At 63.1% G+C, this 21,982-nt stretch carries 20 protein-coding genes; 10 read left to right on the top strand and 10 right to left on the bottom strand.

Annotation, left to right across the window (positions count from 1 at the left end; all coding sequences use genetic code 11):
* Positions 1 to 172: 172 nt before the first annotated feature.
* The 10 genes from pedF to QYE47_RS07215 all read left to right on the top strand — a co-directional run bounded on the left by pedF (position 173) and on the right by QYE47_RS07215 (position 10,611).
* Positions 173 to 649 (top strand): cytochrome c-550 PedF, encoded by a 477-nt coding sequence (gene pedF, locus QYE47_RS07170; RefSeq protein ID WP_070383831.1) that lies wholly within the window; start codon positions 173 to 175, stop codon positions 647 to 649.
* A 5-nt stretch (positions 650 to 654) separates the two neighbouring features.
* Positions 655 to 1,530 carry an ABC transporter substrate-binding protein gene (locus QYE47_RS07175; protein ID WP_070383832.1) on the top strand — a complete coding sequence of 292 codons (876 nt, stop codon included), beginning with the start codon at positions 655 to 657 and terminating at the stop codon, positions 1,528 to 1,530.
* A gap of 8 nt (positions 1,531 to 1,538) precedes the next feature.
* Positions 1,539 to 2,300: a quinoprotein dehydrogenase-associated SoxYZ-like carrier gene (locus QYE47_RS07180; protein WP_019436701.1), complete on the top strand. Its 762-nt coding sequence runs from the start codon at positions 1,539 to 1,541 to the stop codon at positions 2,298 to 2,300.
* A gap of 38 nt (positions 2,301 to 2,338) precedes the next feature.
* The gene (locus QYE47_RS07185) at positions 2,339 to 3,262 is read left to right on the top strand and encodes a quinoprotein relay system zinc metallohydrolase 1 (protein ID WP_019436700.1); all 924 of its coding nucleotides are present in this window, start codon (positions 2,339 to 2,341) and stop codon (positions 3,260 to 3,262) included.
* A 195-nt stretch (positions 3,263 to 3,457) separates the two neighbouring features.
* Positions 3,458 to 5,245, top strand: coding sequence for a PQQ-dependent alcohol dehydrogenase PedH (gene pedH, locus QYE47_RS07190; protein ID WP_019436699.1), 1,788 nt, complete (start codon positions 3,458 to 3,460; stop codon positions 5,243 to 5,245).
* A gap of 316 nt (positions 5,246 to 5,561) precedes the next feature.
* Positions 5,562 to 7,082, top strand: coding sequence for an aldehyde dehydrogenase family protein (locus tag QYE47_RS07195; RefSeq protein ID WP_003254088.1), 1,521 nt, complete (start codon positions 5,562 to 5,564; stop codon positions 7,080 to 7,082).
* A 232-nt stretch (positions 7,083 to 7,314) separates the two neighbouring features.
* On the top strand, positions 7,315 to 7,386 hold the full coding sequence (gene pqqA / locus QYE47_RS07200; protein WP_003243383.1) for a pyrroloquinoline quinone precursor peptide PqqA: 72 nt from the start codon (positions 7,315 to 7,317) through the stop codon (positions 7,384 to 7,386).
* Between the two features lie 51 nt (positions 7,387 to 7,437).
* Positions 7,438 to 7,710 carry a pyrroloquinoline quinone biosynthesis peptide chaperone PqqD gene (gene pqqD / locus QYE47_RS07205; protein WP_014591381.1) on the top strand — a complete coding sequence of 91 codons (273 nt, stop codon included), beginning with the start codon at positions 7,438 to 7,440 and terminating at the stop codon, positions 7,708 to 7,710.
* 89 nt (positions 7,711 to 7,799) lie between these two features.
* Positions 7,800 to 8,963 (top strand): alcohol dehydrogenase-like regulatory protein ErcA, encoded by a 1,164-nt coding sequence (gene ercA / locus QYE47_RS07210; protein WP_004576476.1) that lies wholly within the window; start codon positions 7,800 to 7,802, stop codon positions 8,961 to 8,963.
* A complete protein-coding gene (locus QYE47_RS07215) occupies positions 8,947 to 10,611 on the top strand; it encodes a NahK/ErcS family hybrid sensor histidine kinase/response regulator (protein ID WP_070383833.1) in 1,665 nt (554 codons plus the stop codon). The genes ercA and QYE47_RS07215 overlap by 17 nt, the downstream gene beginning before the upstream one ends.
* A 76-nt stretch (positions 10,612 to 10,687) precedes the next feature.
* Here QYE47_RS07215 and dsdC read toward each other — a convergent pair whose 3' ends face one another.
* From dsdC to QYE47_RS07265, 10 genes are all read right to left on the bottom strand, one after another.
* The gene (gene dsdC / locus QYE47_RS07220) at positions 10,688 to 11,635 is read right to left on the bottom strand and encodes a DNA-binding transcriptional regulator DsdC (protein WP_014591378.1); all 948 of its coding nucleotides are present in this window, start codon (positions 11,633 to 11,635) and stop codon (positions 10,688 to 10,690) included.
* 35 nt (positions 11,636 to 11,670) lie between these two features.
* Positions 11,671 to 13,020 (bottom strand): D-serine ammonia-lyase, encoded by a 1,350-nt coding sequence (locus QYE47_RS07225; RefSeq protein ID WP_019436697.1) that lies wholly within the window; start codon positions 13,018 to 13,020, stop codon positions 11,671 to 11,673.
* A gap of 34 nt (positions 13,021 to 13,054) precedes the next feature.
* Positions 13,055 to 14,398, bottom strand: coding sequence for a gluconate:H+ symporter (locus QYE47_RS07230; protein WP_041167018.1), 1,344 nt, complete (start codon positions 14,396 to 14,398; stop codon positions 13,055 to 13,057).
* A gap of 411 nt (positions 14,399 to 14,809) precedes the next feature.
* The gene (locus tag QYE47_RS07235; RefSeq protein WP_014756324.1) at positions 14,810 to 15,532 is read right to left on the bottom strand and encodes a proteasome-type protease; all 723 of its coding nucleotides are present in this window, start codon (positions 15,530 to 15,532) and stop codon (positions 14,810 to 14,812) included.
* Between the two features lie 73 nt (positions 15,533 to 15,605).
* Positions 15,606 to 16,385 (bottom strand): transglutaminase family protein, encoded by a 780-nt coding sequence (locus tag QYE47_RS07240; RefSeq protein WP_014591374.1) that lies wholly within the window; start codon positions 16,383 to 16,385, stop codon positions 15,606 to 15,608.
* Positions 16,382 to 17,332 carry an alpha-E domain-containing protein gene (locus QYE47_RS07245; RefSeq protein ID WP_003254074.1) on the bottom strand — a complete coding sequence of 317 codons (951 nt, stop codon included), beginning with the start codon at positions 17,330 to 17,332 and terminating at the stop codon, positions 16,382 to 16,384. Before QYE47_RS07245 ends, QYE47_RS07240 begins: the two co-directional genes overlap by 4 nt.
* A 3-nt stretch (positions 17,333 to 17,335) precedes the next feature.
* The gene (locus tag QYE47_RS07250; protein WP_070383834.1) at positions 17,336 to 18,745 is read right to left on the bottom strand and encodes a circularly permuted type 2 ATP-grasp protein; all 1,410 of its coding nucleotides are present in this window, start codon (positions 18,743 to 18,745) and stop codon (positions 17,336 to 17,338) included.
* A 432-nt stretch (positions 18,746 to 19,177) separates the two neighbouring features.
* On the bottom strand, positions 19,178 to 19,549 hold the full coding sequence (locus QYE47_RS07255) for a RidA family protein (protein ID WP_003254071.1): 372 nt from the start codon (positions 19,547 to 19,549) through the stop codon (positions 19,178 to 19,180).
* 27 nt (positions 19,550 to 19,576) lie between these two features.
* A complete protein-coding gene (locus tag QYE47_RS07260; protein WP_014591372.1) occupies positions 19,577 to 20,272 on the bottom strand; it encodes a DUF3726 domain-containing protein in 696 nt (231 codons plus the stop codon).
* 2 nt (positions 20,273 to 20,274) lie between these two features.
* Positions 20,275 to 21,969: a hypothetical protein gene (locus QYE47_RS07265; protein WP_070383835.1), complete on the bottom strand. Its 1,695-nt coding sequence runs from the start codon at positions 21,967 to 21,969 to the stop codon at positions 20,275 to 20,277.
* Positions 21,970 to 21,982 lie beyond the last annotated feature (13 nt).

A 21,982-nucleotide genomic window follows, 5' to 3' on the forward strand; every position in this document is an offset into this window, starting at 1 on the left:
TGCCGGGAATAGTTCCCGCACGGCACCTCAATTGGCCTTTCGCCACAAGCCCTACTACCAAGGGATTAAGGCCCGGCCACCAAAGCAGCATTCGGCCGCCCGCGGGCTGTTTCTAAGATGGCGGCACGGCCTCTGTGGTTGAGGCTTTGTGTGCAATGGTGAGGGCATAACAATGACAACAAAATGCAATGTGTTGCTTGCTGCTGGGTTGCTTGCTGCTGGGTTGCTGGCCGCAGCCGTGCTGACCGGTACAGCCTGGGCCCATGGCAACGTGGTGCCCCAGGCAGTGGAGACCAAGGGCCTGACCCCGATCAAGGACACTGGCGTGAGCCTGGACGGCGACGGCTGGGCCGCGGTCAACCCGTACCGCAGCTCGCCCGAGCACGACAAGGCCGTGGAAATCGGCGCCTCGGCCTACAACCAGAACTGCGCTGCCTGTCATGGCCTGGAGGCCAAGTCGGGTGGTATCGCGCCTGACTTGCGCATGCTCGACGCGGGTGATGCCGGTGATGAATGGTTCGTCGAGCGGGTACGCCACGGCGCGGTTCGCGACGGCCGCGTGTACATGCCGAAGATGGCCGATTACCTCAGCCAGGAAGCCCTGTGGGCGGTGCGCACCTACCTCGACAGCGTGCACGTCGAGGAGTGACGGCCATGCGTCTGTGGGCGGTGCTGTTGAGTGGCCTGCTGCTGTGTTGCGCGGCGGCCCAGGCGCAGGTGCGCAACTATGACGCGATCATCGCTGCCGGCGAGCTCAAGGTGGCTGTGTACAAGGATTTCGCCCCCTACAGTTTCCAGGACCACGGCCAGCCGCGTGGTGTCGATGTGGAGCTGGCGCAGGCCCTGGCCACCGCCTTGGGGGTACGCCTGCAACTGATCTGGGCGCCACCCGGAGACAAGCTCGACGATGACCTGCGCGACTACATCTGGCGTGGCAGCCCGCTGCGTCATCAGCAATTGGCCGACCTGATGATGCGGGTGCCTTACGATCGCGCCTACGCGCAGCGGCGCAACGAGCTGGGGGAGCTGGAAAACGCCCAGGTGGTGATGTTCGGCCCCTATCAGCAGGAGCGTTGGCAGGTGGCCTACGATCGCCGTCGCCTGGCCTCGGTGGCCAGTGTCGCGGTATTCCAGCAGCACCCTATCGGGGTAGAGGTGGACAGCGTGCCATCGTTCTACCTGACGTCGGTGTTCAACGGCATGCTCAGCGCCAGGACCCACCATTACCCCAGCGTGCAGCAGGCATTTGCTGCGATGCAGGCCGGCCAGGTAGACGCTGTGATGGCGATGCGCGGCGAGGTTGACTGGCAGCTGCACCAGGCCGCCGATGCGCAACTGGCCTTGGCAGAGAACGCCTACCCGAACCTCGGTAAACAGGCCTGGGAAATCGGCATGGCCGTGCATGAAAGCAACCGGCAGTTGGCTTATGCCGTGGAGGAGGCCATGGAAGCGATGATTCGCGATGGCCGGCTCAAGGCGATGTATGCCGCCTACGGCCTGCGTTACGAGGTCCCGGAGATGTATCAATAGGAGTGCCCATGAACTGGCGAGCAACTTTCCTGCTGGCTTGCTGGATGCCCTGGGCCGCCCAGGCTGCGACACAAGGTACCCACACAGACCCGGTGCCTTCTGTGATGTGGGACTTCTACCACAAGCAGTTGCTGGGGCAGGCGGCGTTCGTGTTCGATGACCGTGTGAAGCTTCTGGCGCCGCCCTTTGCCGAGGATGCACGGCAGGTACCGCTGGAGATCGACGCCCGGGCGTTCACGGGCGATGTCGTGCGGATTATCGCCTGGGCAGAACTGAACCCTCTGCCGCGCATCGTCGACTTTCAGCCCGGCGAGCGTGTGTTGCCCTGGTTGTCGATCCGCATCCGCATCGAACAGGCCACACCGTTGCGCGCCGCCGTACTGACACGCGATGGCCTGTGGCACGTCGGTTCGACCCTGATCGATGCTGCCGGCGGCGGTTGTACCGCACCCAGCGTGGTGCGCACCCAGCCCGGCTGGGAGGAGCACCTCGGTGAGGTACTGGGCGGGCGCTACCCGCGTGGCGACAGTAGCCGCCTGCGCCTGCAGGTGGCCCACCCGATGGATAACGGCCTGGTCAGCGGCATTCCTGAATTCTTTCTCAACCATGCCGAGTTGCAAGGTGCAGATGGCCAGCGCCTGGCCAGCCTGGAGCTGTACCCGGCGGTCAGCGAAAACCCCAACCTGGGCTTTGACATTCAGGGCCCTGGGCCAACACGGCTGCTGTTGCGGGACAACAGCGGCAACCAGTTCGAGGCGGCGCTGCCCTGAGCGCGTTGTCTGATTTCACCCTGACCAGAGGCACCGTCATGCGTTGGATCCTGCTGTTGCTGCTGTGCCTGGGGCTGCCGGCCCAGGCTGATCTGGCGTACCGGCTTACCCCCCGGCAGATCGCCGAGGGCACCTGGTTGCTGGAAGGCAGCACCGACAATTTCGCCAAGGCCAATGGCGGTAATGTGGTCAACACCGCGTTCATCGTGACCGACAGCGGTGTGGTGGTGATCGACAGCGGGCCATCGAAGGGCTATGGCGAGGCATTGCGCAAGGCAATTTCCACCCTCACCGACAAGCCGGTAGTGGAGGTGCTGCTGACCCATCATCATCCTGACCATGTGCTGGGCAACCAAGCCTTTGCCGATGTGCCGATCGGTGCCCTGGCCGGCACCCGCGACCTGCTGCGCCAGCAGGGCGATGCCATGGCCGAAAACATGTATCGCCTGGTCGGCGACTGGATGCGCGGTACCGAGGTGGTGCTGCCGACCCGGGTGCTGCAGCCGGGTGTGCATGAGGTGGGTGGGCACCGCCTGAGGTTGCTGGGGCTGGGCGGGCATACGGGTGCCGACCTGGCGATTTTCGATGAAAAGACCGGCGTGCTGTTTGCCGGAGACCTGGTGTTCTACCAACGCGCCCTGACCACGCCCAACAGCCCGGGGCTGGACGTGTGGCTCAAGGACCTGGATACCCTGCAGGCACTGCCCTGGAAACAGCTTGTACCCGGGCATGGCCCGTTGGCCAGTGATGCGCAGCCGTTCGTGCAGATGCGTGACTACCTGGGCTGGCTCGATGGCCTGATGCGTGATGGCGCGGCGCGCGGCGACGACATGGCCGAGATGATCCGCAGCCCCATTCCCGAACGGTTTGCCGGGATCAGCCTGACGCGTTATGAGCTGATCCGCAGTGTCAGCCACCTGTACCCGCGTTACGAGCGCCAGCAGTTGCAGCGCTTGCCATGACATTTACGGTGCCTGTGAGCCCCCGCACCGCCCGCGCAGCGCTCTATGGCTGCACCCATCCATCGCGCAGGCCCCTACCAAGGAACTAGAAAACTCCGCACTGCGAGCAATTGTTGGCAATCGGGTCGGGACCAAGAATTCCCGACACACCGGGAAATTTTCCCGGGCACAACAAAAAAACCAAAGGTAGCCGTCATGACCCGATCCCCACGTCGCCCCTTGTTCGCCGTGAGCCTGGTGCTCAGCGCCATGCTGCTTGCCGGCGCCGCTCACGCCGCTGTCAGCAATGAAGAAATCCTCCAGGACCCGAAGAACCCGCAGCAGATCGTGACCAATGGCCTGGGCGTCCAGGGCCAGCGCTACAGCCCGCTGGACCTGCTCAATGTCAATAACGTCAAGGAACTGCGCCCGGTCTGGGCATTCTCCTTTGGCGGGGAGAAGCAGCGCGGCCAGCAGGCCCAGCCGCTGATCAAGGACGGGGTGATGTACCTGACCGGCTCCTACTCGCGGGTGTTCGCCGTGGACGCCCGCACCGGCAAGAAACTGTGGCAATACGATGCACGTCTGCCGGATGACATCCGCCCCTGCTGCGACGTGATCAACCGCGGCGTCGCGCTGTACGGCAACCTGGTGTTCTTCGGCACGCTGGACGCCAAGCTGGTGGCTCTGAACAAGGACACCGGCAAGGTGGTCTGGAGCAAGAAGGTCGCCGACCACAAAGAAGGCTACTCCATCAGCGCCGCGCCGATGATCGTCAATGGCAAGCTGATCACAGGCGTTGCCGGCGGCGAGTTCGGCGTGGTGGGCAAGATCCAGGCGTACAACCCGGAGAACGGCGAGCTGCTGTGGATGCGCCCCACCGTGGAAGGGCACATGGGTTATGTGTACAAGGACGGCAAGGCGATCGAGAACGGTATTTCCGGCGGTGAGGCGGGCAAGACCTGGCCTGGCGACCTGTGGAAGACCGGCGGTGCCGCCCCTTGGCTGGGTGGTTACTACGACCCGGAAACCAACCTGATCCTGTTTGGTACCGGTAACCCGGCCCCGTGGAACTCGCACCTGCGCCCCGGTGACAACCTGTACTCCTCCTCACGCCTGGCACTGAACCCGGACGACGGCACCATCAAGTGGCACTTCCAGAGCACGCCGCATGACGGCTGGGACTTCGACGGCGTCAACGAGCTGATCTCGTTCAACTACAAGGACGGCGGCAAGGAGGTCAAGGCTGCCGCCACGGCCGACCGCAACGGTTTCTTCTACGTGCTCGATCGCACCAACGGCAAGTTCATCCGCGGCTTCCCCTTCGTTGACAAGATCACCTGGGCCACTGGCCTGGACAAGGATGGCCGGCCGATCTACAACGACGCCAGCCGCCCGGGCGCACCCGGCAGCGAGGCCAAGGGCAGCTCGGTGTTCGTCGCGCCGGCCTTCCTCGGCGCCAAGAACTGGATGCCGATGGCCTACAACAAGGACACAGGGCTGTTCTACGTGCCGTCCAACGAGTGGGGCATGGACATCTGGAACGAAGGCATCGCCTACAAGAAGGGCGCGGCGTTCCTCGGTGCCGGCTTCACCATCAAGCCGCTAAACGAAGACTACATCGGCGTGCTGCGCGCCATCGACCCGGTCAGCGGCAAGGAAGTGTGGCGCCACAAGAACTACGCGCCGCTGTGGGGCGGTGTGCTGACCACCAAGGGCAATCTGGTGTTCACGGGCACGCCAGAGGGCTTCCTGCAGGCATTCAACGCCAAGACCGGCGACAAGGTCTGGGAATTCCAGACCGGCTCAGGCGTGCTCGGCTCGCCCGTCACCTGGGAAATGGACGGCGAGCAATACGTTTCGGTGGTATCCGGCTGGGGCGGCGCGGTGCCGCTGTGGGGCGGCGAAGTGGCCAAACGGGTCAAGGACTTCAACCAGGGCGGCATGCTCTGGACCTTCAAGTTGCCCAAGCAGTTGCAGCAAACGGCAAGCGCCAAGCCATAACGCCTGCCTACTGCCGCTTGCTGCCGCTGATCGGTAGCAAGCGGCCCTAGGCTCTGACGAAAAGCCTTGATACTTGTTCATGCTGCGTTGAAAACCGCCTCGGAGTGCTCATGTACTCCAGTACAGTCGGGCGCGACCCCGGCCGTTCCTCGGCTGTTTTCGCCTTGCCTGACCTGCGTCTCAAGACTTTTCGTACAGAGCCTGCTACCAAATGACGAGAGCCCCGCTGCCAACGATGCATTCGCCCGGCACGCGGGCTTGTTACCATCGGTGCATCGCCTGTCGTGGGACAGGCACCGACCCGCAGAGGCTCAGCATGATCTACGCACAACCCGGAACTCCAGGCGCCGTCGTATCCTTCAAACCCCGTTATGGCAACTTCATCGGTGGCGAGTTCGTGCAGCCGTTGGCTGGCCAGTACTTCACCAACAGCTCGCCGGTCAATGGCCAGCCGATTGCCGAATTCCCGCGCTCCACAGCCCAGGACGTCGAGCGCGCCCTGGACGCCGCGCATGCCGCCGCCGAAGCCTGGGGCAAGACCTCGGTGCAAGACCGTGCGCGGGTACTGCTGAAAATTGCCGACCGCATCGAACAGAACCTGGAAGTGCTGGCGGTTACCGAAAGCTGGGACAACGGCAAGGCCATACGCGAAACCTTGAATGCCGACGTGCCGCTGGCAGCGGACCACTTCCGCTATTTTGCCGGTTGCATCCGCGCCCAGGAGGGTGGCGTAGGCGAGATCAACGAAGGCACCGTGGCTTATCACATCCACGAGCCGCTGGGCGTGGTGGGGCAGATCATCCCGTGGAACTTCCCGCTGCTGATGGCCGCATGGAAGCTCGCCCCGGCCTTGGCCGCTGGCAACTGCGTGGTGCTCAAGCCCGCTGAGCAGACGCCGCTGTCGATTACCGTCTTTGCCGAACTGATCGCCGACCTGTTGCCGGCAGGCGTACTGAACATCGTCCAGGGCTTTGGCCGTGAGGCCGGCGAGGCGCTGGCCACCAGCAAGCGCATTGCCAAGATCGCTTTTACCGGGTCCACTCCGGTGGGCTCGCACATCATGAAGTGCGCGGCCGAGAACATCATCCCGTCCACCGTCGAACTGGGTGGCAAGTCGCCGAACATTTTCTTCGAAGACATCATGCAGGCCGAGCCGGCATTCATCGAGAAGGCTGCCGAAGGCCTGGTGCTGGCGTTCTTCAACCAGGGCGAGGTGTGCACCTGCCCGTCACGGGCGCTGATCCAGGAGTCGATCTACGAACCGTTCATGGCCGAGGTGATGAAGAAGATCGCCAAGATCACCCGCGGCAACCCGCTGGATACCGAAACCATGGTGGGTGCCCAGGCGTCCGAGCAACAGTACGACAAGATCCTTTCGTACCTGGAGATTGCCCGGGAGGAGGGTGCGCAGCTGCTCACCGGCGGTGGTGCCGAGCGCCTGCAGGGTGACCTGGCCAGCGGCTACTACATTCAGCCAACCCTGCTCAAGGGCAACAACAAGATGCGCGTGTTCCAGGAAGAAATCTTCGGGCCGGTGGTGGGCGTGACCACCTTCAAGGACGAAGCCGAAGCACTGGCGATCGCCAACGACAGTGAATTCGGCCTGGGCGCCGGCCTGTGGACCCGCGACATCAACCGTGCATACCGCATGGGCCGCGGGATCAAGGCCGGGCGAGTGTGGACCAACTGCTACCACCTGTACCCGGCGCATGCGGCGTTCGGGGGGTACAAGAAGTCCGGTGTTGGCCGTGAGACCCACAAGATGATGCTTGACCATTATCAGCAGACCAAGAACCTGCTGGTGAGCTACGACATCAATCCGCTGGGCTTCTTCTAAACCGCGTCGCGGCCCTTCGCGGGCTCGCCCGCTCCCACAGGTTCACCGCTGGTTCCAGAACCGGTGCAGAACCTGTGGGCGCGGGTTTGCCCGCGAAGAGGCCCGCACACGTAACGGCCTACCCGTACCAACGCACCCCGCCAGCTCGTTCCAAAGTAGCATTCGGTCCGCTCCGCCCCCGTGCATTAATGCTTCTACCGGAATCCTCCGGCACAAGAAGAGGACTTGCCCTATGTGGACTAAACCCGCCTATACCGACCTGCGCATTGGCTTCGAAGTGACGATGTATTTCGCCAACCGTTGATGACGGCCCGGCCATCGCCACGGTGGCCGGATCCTCCTGGAGCATGTGCCTGTGAACCTGATTGATCGCCAGCAGGCCCTTGCCTTGGGGCGAGGCTTGCGCCTGGACTGGGAGCCACGGAAGGCTTGCCACGTGCTGTTGTACGCTGGGGGCATCATCGAGCTCAATGCCAGTGCCGGCTGGGTCCTGGAGCTGCTGGACGGCCACAGTACCGTGGCAACGGTCATCGACCGCCTGGCACAACGCTTCCCCGATGTACCGGGGCTCGAAGAGGACGTACTGGCGTTTCTGGAGGTGGCCCGCGCCAAATCCTGGATAGAATGACCGGTAGCCCCGCTTTGGTCTGGTTGCTTTCGTGGTGGGATGCTTTACGCTGGCGGTTATCTTCCAGAACAATAAGAACAGGCTTACCGATGAGCCAGAGTTTCAGCCCCCTTCGCAAGTTCGTATCGCCTGAAATCATCTTTGGTGCCGGCTGCCGGCACAATGTGGCCAATTACGCCAAAACCTTCGGTGCGCGCAAGGTACTGGTGGTCAGCGACCCTGGCGTGATCGCCGCCGGCTGGGTGGCGGATGTGGAGGCCAGCCTGCAGGCCCAGGGAATCGACTACTGCCTGTACACAGCGGTATCACCCAACCCGCGGGTCGAGGAGGTGATGCTCGGCGCCGAGATCTATCGGCAGAACCACTGTGATGTGATCGTCGCCGTCGGTGGCGGCAGCCCGATGGATTGCGGCAAGGCCATCGGTATCGTGGTGGCCCATGGGCGCAGCATCCTCGAATTCGAAGGCGTGGACATGATCCGCGTGCCCAGCCCGCCGCTGATCCTGATCCCGACCACCGCCGGCACCTCGGCGGACGTGTCGCAGTTCGTGATCATTTCCAACCAGCAGGAACGCATGAAGTTCTCCATCGTCAGCAAGGCGGTGGTGCCGGACGTGTCGCTGATCGACCCGCAGACTACCCTGAGCATGGACCCGTTCCTGTCGGCCTGCACCGGCATCGATGCGTTGGTGCATGCCATCGAGGCCTTCGTGTCTACCGGCCACGGACCGCTGACCGACCCCCATGCGCTGGAAGCCATGCGCCTGATCAATGGCAACCTGGTGGAGATGATCGCCAACCCCACCGATATTGCACTGCGCGAGAAGATCATGCTCGGCAGCATGCAGGCGGGGCTGGCGTTCTCCAATGCGATCCTGGGCGCAGTGCACGCCATGTCGCACAGCCTGGGTGGCTTCCTCGACTTGCCCCATGGCTTGTGCAACGCGGTGCTGGTGGAGCACGTGGTGGCGTTCAACTACAGCTCGGCGCCGGAGCGTTTCAAGGTGATCGCCGAGGTGTTCGGTATCGACTGCCGCGGTCTCAATCACCGGCAGATCTGCGGGCGGCTGGTGGAGCACCTGATTGCCCTGAAGCGTGCCATCGGCTTCCATGAAACCCTGGGCCTGCACGGGGTGCGCACGTCCGATATCCCGTTCCTGTCGCAACACGCGATGGACGACCCGTGCATCCTCACCAACCCCCGTGCGTCCAGCCAGCGTGATGTCGAGGTGGTCTATGGCGAGGCCCTCTGACGAGCAGCAGCGGGCGTTGGCCGGGCTGCTGGGGCTGGGTGACCACTCGGCGCGCAAAAGCCATTACCCAGAGCTGTCCGCCCGCCTGGACGAACTGGAAGCCGAACGCAACCGTTACAAATGGCTGTTCGAAAACGCCGTGCACGGTATTTTCCAGGCCAGCCTTCAGGACGGCATGCGCGCCGCAAACCCGGCGCTGGCGCGCATGCTCGGCTATGACGACCCGCAAGCGGTGCTTTTTTCCCTGACTGACCTGGCCGCCAACCTGTTTGATGGCGGTGCCGAGGAGTTGCAGGCCATTACCGCGGTACTCGCCCGTGAGCACAGCCTGCACGGCTACGAAACCCGTCTGCGGCGCAAGGACGGCAGCCATCTCGATGTACTGATGAACCTGCTGCTCAAACCCGGCCATGAAGGGCTGGTGGAGGGGTTCGTCGCCGACATTACCGAACGCAAGCTGGCCCAGCAGCGCCTGCAGCAGCTCAATGACGAACTGGAGCAACGGGTCGCAGCGCGTACCGATGAGTTGCTGGAGGCGCGTGATGCCGCCGAAGCCGCCAACCGCAGCAAGGACAAATACCTCGCCGCCGCCAGCCATGACCTGCTGCAACCGTTGAACGCCGCGCGCTTGCTGATTTCGACCTTGCGCGAGCGGCCATTGCCAGAGGCCGAGCATGTGCTGGTGGAACGTACCCACCAGGCCCTGGAGGGCGCGGAAGACCTGCTGACCGACCTGCTGGACATTTCCCGGCTCGACCAGGCGGCGGTAAAGCCGGATGTGGCCGTGTACCGCCTGGACGAGCTGTTCACGCCGCTGGTCTCGGAGTTCAGCCCGGTGGCCGAGGCGGCGGGCCTGAAGCTGCACGCACGCATAGCCGACTACGCCATCAGCACTGACCTGCGGTTGCTCACACGCATCCTGCGCAACTTCCTCAGCAACGCTTGCCGCTATACCGAGGAGGGGCGGATCCTGCTCGGGGCGAGGCGCCGCGGTGGTCATGTGCGGCTGGAGGTGTGGGATACCGGACGGGGCATTGCGCAGGACCGGCTGCAGGACATATTCCTCGAGTTCAATCAGCTGGATGTGGGGCGTGCAGCGGATCGCAAGGGCGTTGGCCTGGGGCTGGCCATCGTCGAGCGGATCGCCAAGATACTCGGTTACCGGATCGAAGTGCGGTCGTGGCCAGGGCGTGGCTCGGTGTTCAGCATCGAGGTGCCGATTGGCGAGCAGCTGCCGCAGGCTGTTCACCAGGCATTGCTGCAGCCAAGTGCCGGCAATCCATTGCCGGGCCGCCGCTTGTTGGTGCTGGATAACGAAGTGAGCATTCTCCAGAGCATGGGTGCCCTGCTTGGGCAGTGGGGCTGCGAGGTTGTCACCGCCACCGATCAGGAGGCGGCTTTGCTGGCGCTGCAGGGGCAGGCACCGGAACTGATCCTGGCGGATTTTCACCTGGACCACGGCGTGGTCGGATGTGAGGTGGTCAGGCACTTGCGCGAACACTTTGCCAGTCCCATTCCTGCCGTGATCATCACCGCGGACCGCAGTGACCAGTGCCGGCGATCATTGCAGAAACTTGGCGCGCCGTTGCTGAACAAACCGGTCAAACCGGGCAAGTTACGGGCGGTGCTGAGCCAGTTACTGGGGTAGGCCTTGATGCGGCCCCGCCCAGCGAACGCTGAGATCCGTTGACGCGCTGGCTGATCTGCTGAACAGGTTGAGTCGCTCAATGACTTGCACTGGATGAGTGGGCACATTCCACGAGCCAGTCGATCAACACCTGCAGGCGTTTGGGCATCGGGTCATGGTGCGGGTAGACCAGGTAATAACCATGGTTGGGGGTGTTGACGAACCCACCGAACGGCAGGACCAGTTCACCCTGTGCAATGCGTTCCCTGACCAGTTGTTCCCGGCCGATGGCGATGCCTGAGTGGTTCAGCGCCGCGAGTGTGCACAGATCGGAGCGATCGAATGTGAGGAATCGGCGCGGGAGGCTGATACCCGCACCTGTGGTGTTGGCCCAGAGCTGCCATTCAGCATCGAATGCAGCGTTGTCCCAGGCCGCTACGTCATGCAAGGCGGTGCAATGATCCAGCGGGTGCAGGTCACCGGTCAATGCATGGGTTTCTGCGTAACGGGGGGAGCACACCGGGGCGATCCGCTCGTCCATCAAGTGGATGCTCTGCAACCCCGGGTGATGGCCATCCGAATAACACAGGACCAGGTCGATCTTGCGGGTGCGGTAATCGATGCTCTCGTTGCCCACCCTGATATCCAGCTGGATATCAGGGTAGCGGGCGGTGAACTGCGCCAGCCGCGGCACCAGCCAGCATTGTGCGACTGACGGGCGCACATACAACGTCAACTGGCCGGCGATTTCGGCGTGAGCACGTTCCTGCACGGCCTCGCTTAACTCATCCATGGTCCGTTGCATGACCGCGAACAGGCGCTCGCCGTCTTCGGTGAGGCTGACCTTGCGCGGCATGCGGTGGAACAGCTTGAGCGCCAGCTCATCTTCCAGGCGATTGATGCGGTGACTCACGGCACTGGCCGTCAGGCACAGCTCATCGGCGGCGCGCGAGAAGCTCAAGTGGCGTGCCGCCACCAGAAAGACATGCAGGCTGCCCAGGTGCGAGCCATTGAGTTTCACGGCGCCGCCGCCGGGCTTTTTCATTGATCAATCCTTCCTGCGCCGTGAGCTGATTGCGGTCACACGTTTGCCTGCAGGCTGCGCCCTTTCGCCAGATAGGCGTTGAACTCATCGTCCGGCACCATGCTGCCACCCGTCCCCCAGACGAGGTGTGTAGCCTGCTGCAGCTGGGTTGGGGTGAAGCCCTGGCGAGCCAGGTACTCGCCTGCTTGCAGCACCCGCAGCATACCGGGTACGCCGGCCAGGGCAGAGGGTTCCAGTTTGACCTTGTCCTGCTCATGGGCGATGACCATCAAGCGGTACAGTTCTTCGTCGGTCACGGTGTAGTAACCATCGATCAGCCGCTGCATGGCTTTGCCGACAAACCCTGATGGGCGCCCGACCGCCAGGCCGTCGGCGGCGGTGATGTTGTCGATGCCGAAGTCCTGCACGCTGGTTTCATCGTGCAGGCCGGTATAGACACCCAGCAGCATGCAGGGGGAATGGGTAGGCTCGGCAAAGATGCAATGCACCGCATCGCCGAATACCAGTTTCAGCCCGAACGCAACACCGCCTGGGCCGCCCCCTACGCCGCACGGCAGGTACACGAACAATGGATGATCTGCGTTTACCTGGATGCCCGCCTGGTCGAATTGCCGCGCCAACCGTTCGGCGGCCACGGCATAGCCGAGAAACAGCTGCGGGGAGTTTTCGTCGTCGACAAAGTAACAGCTGGGGTCGGATGCCGCCTGCTGGCGGCCTTGCTCGACCGCCACGCTGTAGTCGGAGGCGTGTTCGACCACCGTGACGCCGTTGGCCCGCAGCTTGTCCTTCTTCCATTGCCTGGCGTCAGACGACATGTGCACGCTCACCTGGAAGCCCAGCTTGGCGCTCATGATGCCAATCGACAGCCCCAGGTTGCCGGTCGAGCCCACGGCGATCTTGTACTGGCTGAAGAATGCGCGGGCCTGGTCGCTCGCCAGTTTGGTGTAGTCATCCGTTGGCGTGATCAAGCCGGCAGCCAGGGCCAGGTCCTCGGCGTGCTTGAGCACCTCATGGATGCCGCCCCGGGCTTTGATCGAGCCGGAGATAGGCAAGTCGCTGTCCGCCTTGAGCCACAGGCTGCCTGCGTTCTGCAGCGATCCCTCCTCGACAAGCAGCTGGCGCAGCTGTGGCAGCGGGGTGATGTGCGACTCGATGACCCCGCCGGCCGCTGTCGTCTCGGGGAACACGGTGGCCAGGTAAGGCGCGAACCGCTGCAGCCGCGCGCTGGCCGCTTGCACGTCGGCCGCCGTCAGGCCCACGTCGTGCAGGGCTTCTGCAGCCTTGGCGATGCCAGGGTTGAACCAGCTGGTTGGCTTCAGGGCCATCAGCTCGGCGATGATCGGGTGGCTTTGTTGCCAGGCTTCCAGGGTTTTTCCGTGAATCATGATTTCACCTGTAGTGCGGTATGTGCAGAGTAGATCAGACAATCTTCGAAAGGAGCAGGGTCAGGCACAAGGCGACTACCGAGGCCAGCACTGTAGCGGCAGTGAACTTCTTCAGTGCATCACTCAGGGAAAGGCCCAGGTACTCCTTCACCACCCAGAACGCCGAGTCGGTGATGTGGGTCCAGCCGATGGCGCCGGCGCCGATGGCGATCACCAGGATTTCCCGGTTGTATTCCGGGTGCTGGCCAAGGATTGGCATTACCATGCCGGCCGCGCTGATCATCGCGACGGTGGCCGAGCCGACGGCAAAGTGCATGATCCCGGCGATCAACCAGGCGAGGATGATCGGGTTGAGCTGCGTCTGGTTCAGCACATCGGCCAGTGCCTTGCCGATGCCGCTGCCCACGAGCATGTCATTGAAGGCACCGCCTGCACCGATGATCAGCAGAATGCCGGCCAGGGGAGGGAAACAGCGCTGGGTCAGGCTCAGCAGGTCTGCCATATCCAGGCCGCGGCGCAAGCCCAGTGCCCAGTAGGCGAACACCACCGACAGCGTCAGGGCAATCAGTGGGCTGCCCAGGAAGGCCACCCACTCGTACAGCGCAGAGCCCTTGTCCAGGACCGTGACGGCCAACGTTTTGCCGACCATCAACACCAGTGGCAGCAGTACAGTGGTGAGTGTGATGCCGAACGCGGGCATTGCCTGCTCTTCTGCTTGAGCCACCGTGCGCGCAGACAGGAAGGCCTGCTGGGATTCGCCGGCTTCACGGTTACAGGTGAAGCGAACCCACACCGGGCCCGCGATGATAGCGGTCGGCAGGCCAACGATCAGGCCGTACAGGATGACAGTACCGATATCCGCATTGAGCATGCCGGTGATGGCTGTGGCGGCCGGGTGTGGCGGGAGAATGCAGTGCACCACCATCAGCGAGGTGGCCAGCGGCACGCCGAGGTACAGCATGCTGATACGGGTTTGCCGTGCAACCACGTAGATCAACGGAATCAGCAGGACGAAGCCGACTTCGAAGAATACCGGGATGCCGGCGATGAAGCCGACGAGCATCATTGCCCACGAGGCATTGCGTTCCCCCAGCCTGTTCAACAGTGTGGTGGCGATGCGCCTGGCGCCTCCGGATTCCTCCAGCAGTTTGCCGAGGATACTGCCCAGGCCGATGATGCCGGCAAGAAAGCCCAGCGTGCTGCCCATGCCTTTCTCGAATGCCGCCACGATTGCCGTTGGCGCCATGCCGGTGCCGACACCGACCACCAGGCTTGCGGCCATCAAGGCCAGAAACGGGTGTACTTTGAGTTTGCTGATCATGACGACGATCAGGAGTATCGCGGTGCCCAGGACGAGTAATGAGAACGTTGGAGTCATCGTGTGGTTTTCTCTATCGCTGATCGCTTCCGTGCGAGCTTCTTGTTGGTTTGCACCCATTAGATTTCAGCGATTTGATCGACTCAAACGATCACTCCTCACGCCACAGTTGAACCCATGTCATGCATGGCATGGGGCGGCATTGCGGGAGTCTGTTCGGCGCAGTGGTTTTGCACCGGTGTAGCAGCGCACGACATGACAGTATCGTGACAGGGGGGAAGGCGCAGGATAACCCACGGAGTCTGGAACATTACACATTGGCTTTACTGAGGTGTTGCCTGTACCGGCCCCTTCGCGGGCTCGCCCGTTCTCACTGGACATCACAGCCTTCAAGGCTTGCACAGTACCTGTGGGAACGGGCAAGCCCGCGAAGGGGCCGGTACAGGCAAAGGATCTGAACCGTTTGCTTGTTCAGCCATAAGGCGGTGCTGGCAGTTCGGCCAGCAGGGTTTTCAAGCCGTCGCTCCACTGCCTGCGAATCTGTTGGTAATAGGCATCGTCGCTGGTAATGCGCTTGCGCGTCATGCTTTCCAGGCTGTTATTGCGGTACACCAGCAAGTCCAGCGGCATGCCCACCGACAGGTTGCTGCGGATGGTGGAGTCGAACGAAATCAGGCCGCAGCGCAGCGCTTCATCGAGCGGCGTGCGGTAATCCAGGTTGCGGTCGAGTATTGGCCTGCCGTACTTGCTTTCACCCAGCTGCAGAAACGGGGTGTCCGGTGTGGCCTGGAAGAAGTTGCCTTGTGCATACACGTTGTAGATGGCCATGGGGCCGCCGGCTATCTGGCCGCCGACGATGAATGAACTGCTAAGGTCGATATCGGCTGTGAGCTTGCTGCGGTCTCTTTTGACCACCTCGCGCAGGGTGTCTGCGACCAGCACCGTTGCATCGTAGAGCGTGGCAACGTTCAGCAGGTGGGGGCCGTTGCCCTGGGTGCGTTGCTGCAGCAGGTTTACCACCGACTGCGAGGTCGCCAGATTGCCGGCGGTCTGCAGCACGATCAGCCGCTCGCCCGGTACGCTGAAGACGAACAACTTGGTGAACGTGGAGATCTGGTCGATGCCGGCGTTGGTGCGTGAGTCGCTGATGAAGACAAGCCCGTCCTCCAGGTGCATGGCGACACAGTAAGTCATGCGGTTTCCCTTGTGTTGCGTATGGAAAGGTCTTGCCGCACTCGCGCGGCAAGACCGGTCTGAAGCCAGCCTGTCACTGGCGATGCACGTGGACGCTGGCCTGCATCGATTCGGCGCCGCCGCCGCGGCGTACGCCCCTGACCGGACAGGCATCGAGGTAGTCCAGGCCCACCGCCAGCTTCAGGTGACGCTCTGGCCGGGTCAGGCGATTGGTAATGTCGAAGCTGTACCAGGCATCGTCGACCCAGGCTTCGGCCCAGGCGTGGCTGGCCAGGTGTTGTTCGTCCTCGGTGCACAGGTAGCCGGAAACATAGCGTGCCGGCACCCCCAGGCTGCGTGCGCAGGCCAGGAAGGCGTGCGTGTGGTCCTGACACACGCCTGCGCCACCGCTGAAGGCTTCGATGGCCGTGGTGCCCACCGACGTGGCCCCTGGGCTGTAGGGCATGTGCTCGGCCAGGCCCTGCATCAGCCCGATCAGTGCTGCCCGGTCGCGGTGACTGCCACATTGCCGGGCGGCGAAAGCAATCAGGGTGTTGTCGGCCAGCGTCAGGTGGCTACCGCGCAGGAACGGCAGGGGCGACTGGCTCTCGGTTTCGTGTTCGCAATCCGGGTCGATCTCGACCTGGCCGTGTGCGGTAAGCGCCAGGTGGCCATGGGGTTTGTCCAGCGTCAGCACATGCAGGATGTTGCCGTAAGGGTCGATCTGGCCCTTGACCTTGCAGGGCAGGTCCAGTTGCCATTGATTGATACGCTGGCGTTCGCTGCTGCGCGGCGTCAGGCGCAGGAACTGGATACTGTTGCACACGTCGCTGGCGTAGCTATAGGTCGTGTCGTGGCGAATGGACAGTTTCATACAACCTCCAGGTAGGAGTGATGGACGGCCTGGCCCAGTTGGTTGATGCGGCCGATGAAGTCGCTCAGCCACGGGTGCAACCCTGCATCAAGGATTTCGTCGATTGCGGTGTAGCGCAGGCGCGCGTTCAGTTCGGCGGCCATGCGCTGGGCGGCACGCCCGGTACTGCCCGGCAGGCCCGCCAGGATCAGGTCGAGTTCCTCGATGCAGGCATGCAGCGAGCGCGGCACGTCCACCCGCAACAGCAACAGCTCGGACACCGGCCGGGCGCTGGGCGCGGCGCGATAGAGCTCGTTGAAGGCCTCGTACGAGGTCAGCGCGCGCAGCAGGGCGCTCCATTGGTAATAGCCGCGGGCAGAGTCGTCGCTGACCTCTTCGGAGGCCTCGCCGAACATTTCATAGCGCGAATCGAGCAGGCGCAGGGTGTTGTCCGCCCGCTCCAGGAAGGTCCCCAGGCGAATGAAGCTGTAGGCATCGTTGCGCATGATGGTGCCGGAGGTCGCACCGCGGAACAGGTGCGATCGTTCCTTGACCCAGTCGCAGAACTGACTGATGCCATAGCGACCCAGGCCATTGCTGGCGATGTTGCGCATTTCGATCCAGGTGGCGTTGATGTTCTCCCACATGTCGGCAGTGATACGGCCGCGCACTGCATGGGCATTGGTCCTGGCGGCCTGCAGGCAGCAGTAGATGCTGCTGGGGTTGGTGGCGTCGAGGGCGAAGAAGTGCAGCATGCGCTCGGTGTCGAGTTCCTTGTGGCGACGCAGGTAGTCATCCAGCATGCCCGAGGCCATCAGCGACATTGCCAGTTCGGCATGGCCGTCGCTGCGCCCGGCCTGGGGCATCAGCGATAGCGAGTAGCTGACCTCGAGCATGCGTGCGAGGTTTTCTGCACGCTCCAGGTAGCGGGACATCCAGTACAGGTCGGAAGCGGTTCGCGAAAGCATGGCTCAGTCCTCCACCACCCAGGTGTCCTTGGTACCGCCGCCTTGCGACGAGTTGACCACCAGCGAGCCTTCCTTGAGCGCCACGCGCGTCAGGCCACCGGGCACCAGGCGGGTTTCACTGCCCGACAACACGAACGGGCGCAGGTCGATGTGACGCGGTGCGATGCCGCTGTCGACGAAGGTCGGGCAGGTTGACAGGCACAGCGTCGGTTGAGCGATATAGGCGTGCGGGCGGGCTTTGATGCGCGCGCGGAAGTCCTCGATCTGGGCTTTGGTCGAGGCGGGCCCGACCAACATGCCATAGCCGCCGGAACCTTGGGTTTCCTTGACCACCAGTTCGGGCAGGTGGGCCAGTACATGGGACAGGTCCGCCGGCTTGCGGCACTGCCAGGTCGGCACGTTGTTCAGGATCGGTTCTTCGCTCAGGTAAAAGCGGATCATGTCGTCGACGAAGGGGTAGATGGATTTGTCATCGGCCACGCCAGTGCCGACGGCGTTGGCCAGTACCACATTGCCGGCGCGGTAAACCGAGATCAGCCCCGGTACGCCCAGCATCGAGTCAGGGTTGAAGGACAGCGGGTCGAGGTAGTCGTCGTCCAGGCGACGATAGATCACGTCCACCTGTTGGGGGCCGGCCGTGGTGCGCATGTAGACATGCTCATCACGCACGAACAGGTCGGCGCCTTCGACCAGCTCGATGCCCATTTCCCGGGCCAGGAAGGCATGCTCGAAATAGGCGCTGTTGAAACGGCCGGGCGTGAGCAGCACCGCGGTGGGGTTGTCCAGTGGGCTGGCGCTCTTGAGCGTGTCCAGCAGCAGGTTGGGGTAGTGATCGATGGGCGCGATGCGCTGAGCGGCAAACAGTTCGGGGAACAGGCGCATCATCATCTTGCGGTCTTCGAGCATGTAGCTGACGCCGCTGGGGGTACGCAGGTTGTCTTCCAGCACGAAGTAGCTGCCATCGCCGTCACGTACCAGGTCGACACCGGCAATATGCGCATACAGCCCACGGTGAAGGTCCAGGCCTTGCATGGCGATCTGGTAGCCCTCGTTGGCCAGCACTTGCTCTGGCGGGATGATGCCGGCCTTGAGAATGCGCTGGTCGTGGTAGATGTCCTGCAGGAACAGGTTCAGTGCCTGTACCCGTTGAATGCAGCCACGCTCGACCGTGCGCCATTCGCTGGCGCGGATGCTGCGCGGGATGATATCGAAGGGGATCAGGCGCTCGGTATCCTGCTTGTCGCCATACAAGGTGAAGGTGATGCCTGCGCGGTGAAACAGCAGGTCGGCCTCGCGCCGGCGCTGTTCCAGCAACTCCAGCGGGGTGTTGGCCAGCCAGCGGGCGAACTCCTGGTAATGCGGGCGGCAGTTGCCGTCCGCTTCGTACATTTCATTGAAAAAAGCCCGGGACATACCCACTCCTTGCCGCCGTTGCCGGCAGCTTCATTGCGGTTCATCTGCGTCTTTCAGGGTGCTGCCTTGCTGGGGTAAGTGGGAGCTGTGTCTCGCGTTAACCTCGGTCTCGGTAGATTGCCTGTGCGTTGAGCACAATCAGTCTTTGCAATAAAAGTGCCGAACACGCCTGGCGGCTCTGGGGGGCGGGAAATGTGAGGGGCACAACCGATGTGAGCTGCCTGGCCGCAAGGGCCGGCGCATCAAAAAAGGGCGCTATTGATCCGGGCGCGGCTTTTGAACCGAAATGGGGCGCAGGCCGGTACCTGGCGGGCGAAAAAGGGAATATTCCGGGTGCATGACGTGGGGCGGAGGGGGCATGCATCGAGCGCCGCGCGGGCGGCACTCGATTGCGCGAACGCTGAATATCGTGAGACGGGCGCCTTCAGGGCGTCAGAGGCAGGCGTAGACCACCAGTTCCACCAGCATTTCTTCCCGGGCGAGGCCAGCTACCACTACGGCCGCGCGGTTGGGGTAGGGTGCCTGGAAATACTCGGCGTACACGGCATTTACAGTTGCCAGATAACGGCGGTCGGTCACGTAGATCAGCACCTGGGTCACGGCATCCAGCGAGCTGCCAGCGGCTTCCAGGGTGTGGCGCAGGTTGTCCAGTGTCTGGCGGGCCTGGGCCTCGATGCCGCCGGCAACCACCTGGCCCTGCGTATCGATTGGGATCTGCGCAGTGTACAACGTACCGTTGCCAACGACCGCCCATTCCAGTGGCGCCCTGGAGGCGAACAGCTCGGTCTTTATCGCATGCTTCATGGGTTGTTTCCTCAGTGGCAAGGGTGTTCAGTCGGCGTCGCTGCCGCCGCCTGCACCGTGGCGGCGTGAGGCATCGGTGCTCTCGACAAGGATGTGTTCGGCCAACTGCCTGAGCCTTTGCCAGGTATGTTCGTTGACTGTAAAACCTTGCTGCAGTGTGCGCTGCGGGTCGGTTATTGCCTGGGCGGTCTGGCCTGCTCGGGTGAACAGCACCGTTACGTCTTGCGCGGCCGCTTCAATGGCCTGGGGCCGGGTTTCACTGCTCAGTTCCGGGCGCGGCATGCCGGCGGTAAAATCGGCCAGGTGGTATTGGCGGGCGTCCTCCCAGCGGGCTTGCACGTGCAGCCCCTGCACCGCTGCCCGGCTCAGGTAGCCCAGCAACAGCAAACGGTTGTGGCAGTGGCGTATGCGCAGTTCGGCCTGACCACAGCGCATGGCCTTGGCTGCCGCCAGTTCCACCACCGTCGCGGCGCAGCGCAACACGCTCTGGCCCTTGGCGTCGATCACCAGCAGGGCGTTATCCTCATGGCACAAGGCGTATGGCCGTGCAGCTTCGGCTTTTAGATAACGCAACGCCTTTTCCAGTGCACCGACGCCATCGAGCCCCTGCAGTTGCAACCAGCCCACGAGTTCGGCGGCATCCTCGCAGTCGCCCGGGGCGAAGCCCATGCCTTCGAATGCCTTGCGGCACATCACCTGTATTTCGTTAAGCGATACGCGCATGGTCAAAGCTCCCTTTGCGGCATGACTGCGAAATTCCAGTCGTCTGCGAACGGCTGACCGATGTCGCTGACCAGCGGCGCGCCCTGGAACAGCGTGATACGCACCCAGCGGCTTGACTTGGGGTCGAATTTCCCCGCGCCGAAAAATGCCAGTTTGCAGCGCAGCAGGTGAATCGGCAGCATGTCCCGGGCCAGCAGATTGGCACGGATTTCACCGAAGTTTGTTTTTGCCATGCCTTGCAGGCGGCGTACCGTACCCTTGAACATCGGTTGGGCGATCAGGAAGTGAGCGGTCAACGCCTGAGGCTGCAGTTGCAGGTGTTCCAGCAGCGCGCTATGGCACTGCTGGATATTGCGGGCAATACCCAGTTGCATTTCTTTTTCGGCCCCTGGCTCCTCTGCGCGAATGCCCAGGCGCGGCTCTTCTTTTTCAGCTGAGCGGTACCAGAAGAAGTGCTCCGCATCGGCAGCACTGAAGTCGTAGCGCAACGCCCAGCCATACTGCTGCTCGATGAGCTGGCGCAGGTGCCCAAGGGGCATCTGGGCGTCCAGCTGCCAGCTTTCGTTGACCCCCATGTGCTCGGCCAGGGGCGTGACCTGCTCGGGGTACAGCTCCAGCAGCAGGCTGACCAGAAGCTCCTGGCAGCCCACCCCCGTATGTAATTGCGCCCAGGCCAGCAGGCGCGGCCAAAGGCCCGCGCCGTCGGCTTGCGTGCCAAGCCAGGTGGCCAGTAAAGCAAGCTCGGCCAAGGTTTGCAGGTTCTGCTCATGCTGGCGCTGGTCTTCGGTCCGGGACTGGCTCAGGTGCAACTGGGCGCGCGCCAGCAATTGCTGCAGGCGCGCCAGCGGGGCGGGCTCCGCCGACTGCGCCAGCACCAGGGCCAGGGCCGTTTCCCGCGTACTGATCCAGTGCTCCACCAGTTGAGGGTGGTTGATCAGAAAAGGGGCCATTCCCAGTCCGGTCGCGTTGCCGACCCCCAGGTAGCGCTGTAGCGCCGGGGCCAGTTGCACTGCCCGTTGCGGGGCGAGTGCCCGGGCCATGTGGTTGATCTGCTCGATGCTGAAGTGACGCAGCAGGTAGACGGTGAACATCTGTGCGCTGAACGGCTGGTTGAAGTCCGGGTTATCTTGCAGGCAACCAAAATCGGCGATGCCGAACTTGCCGTTACCGTAAACCGCTGTGGTGCGATACAGGTAGCCGACTTCAGCCAGTTGCTGTGGATCGGGCTGGCGTCCTTCTGCCAGCGCCGCCAGAAACCGGTCGAAATTGCGCAAGCTACGGTTGGCCCGCGACAACACCAGCACGCGTGCATCGAAGCGGCCGGCTTCCTGCAGCGGCACGTTGCGTTGCAGGTCGGCCAGCTGTGCCGAGTCGACATCGCCGGCCACCAGCACGAAGCTGACGTCCCACTGGTCGGCGATGACCCGATCGCTGCGCTTTTCCGGCGGCAGGTAGGCCGAGAAGATCACGCAGTGGTAATGGCCGTTTGGCGTTTCGATGCGGTAGATCGCAGTGCCGAAGCCTTGGCCATCAAGGTCGAAACAGCTGCGCCGGATTTGCCAGCGCTGCTGCATCATCCGCCGCATGCTGCTGCGCACGAAGCTTAGCGGGCTCTGGAAGTGGCTACCCAGCCGGGCCAGGTCCATGACTTGGCTGGCAGGGCGCAACGCGGGTATTGCAGGCACGCTGTTGGGCATTGTTGTTGTACCT

Source organism: Pseudomonas sp. 2,4-D (assembly GCF_030418155.1).
Taxonomy (GTDB): Bacteria; Pseudomonadota; Gammaproteobacteria; order Pseudomonadales; family Pseudomonadaceae; genus Aquipseudomonas; species Aquipseudomonas alloputida.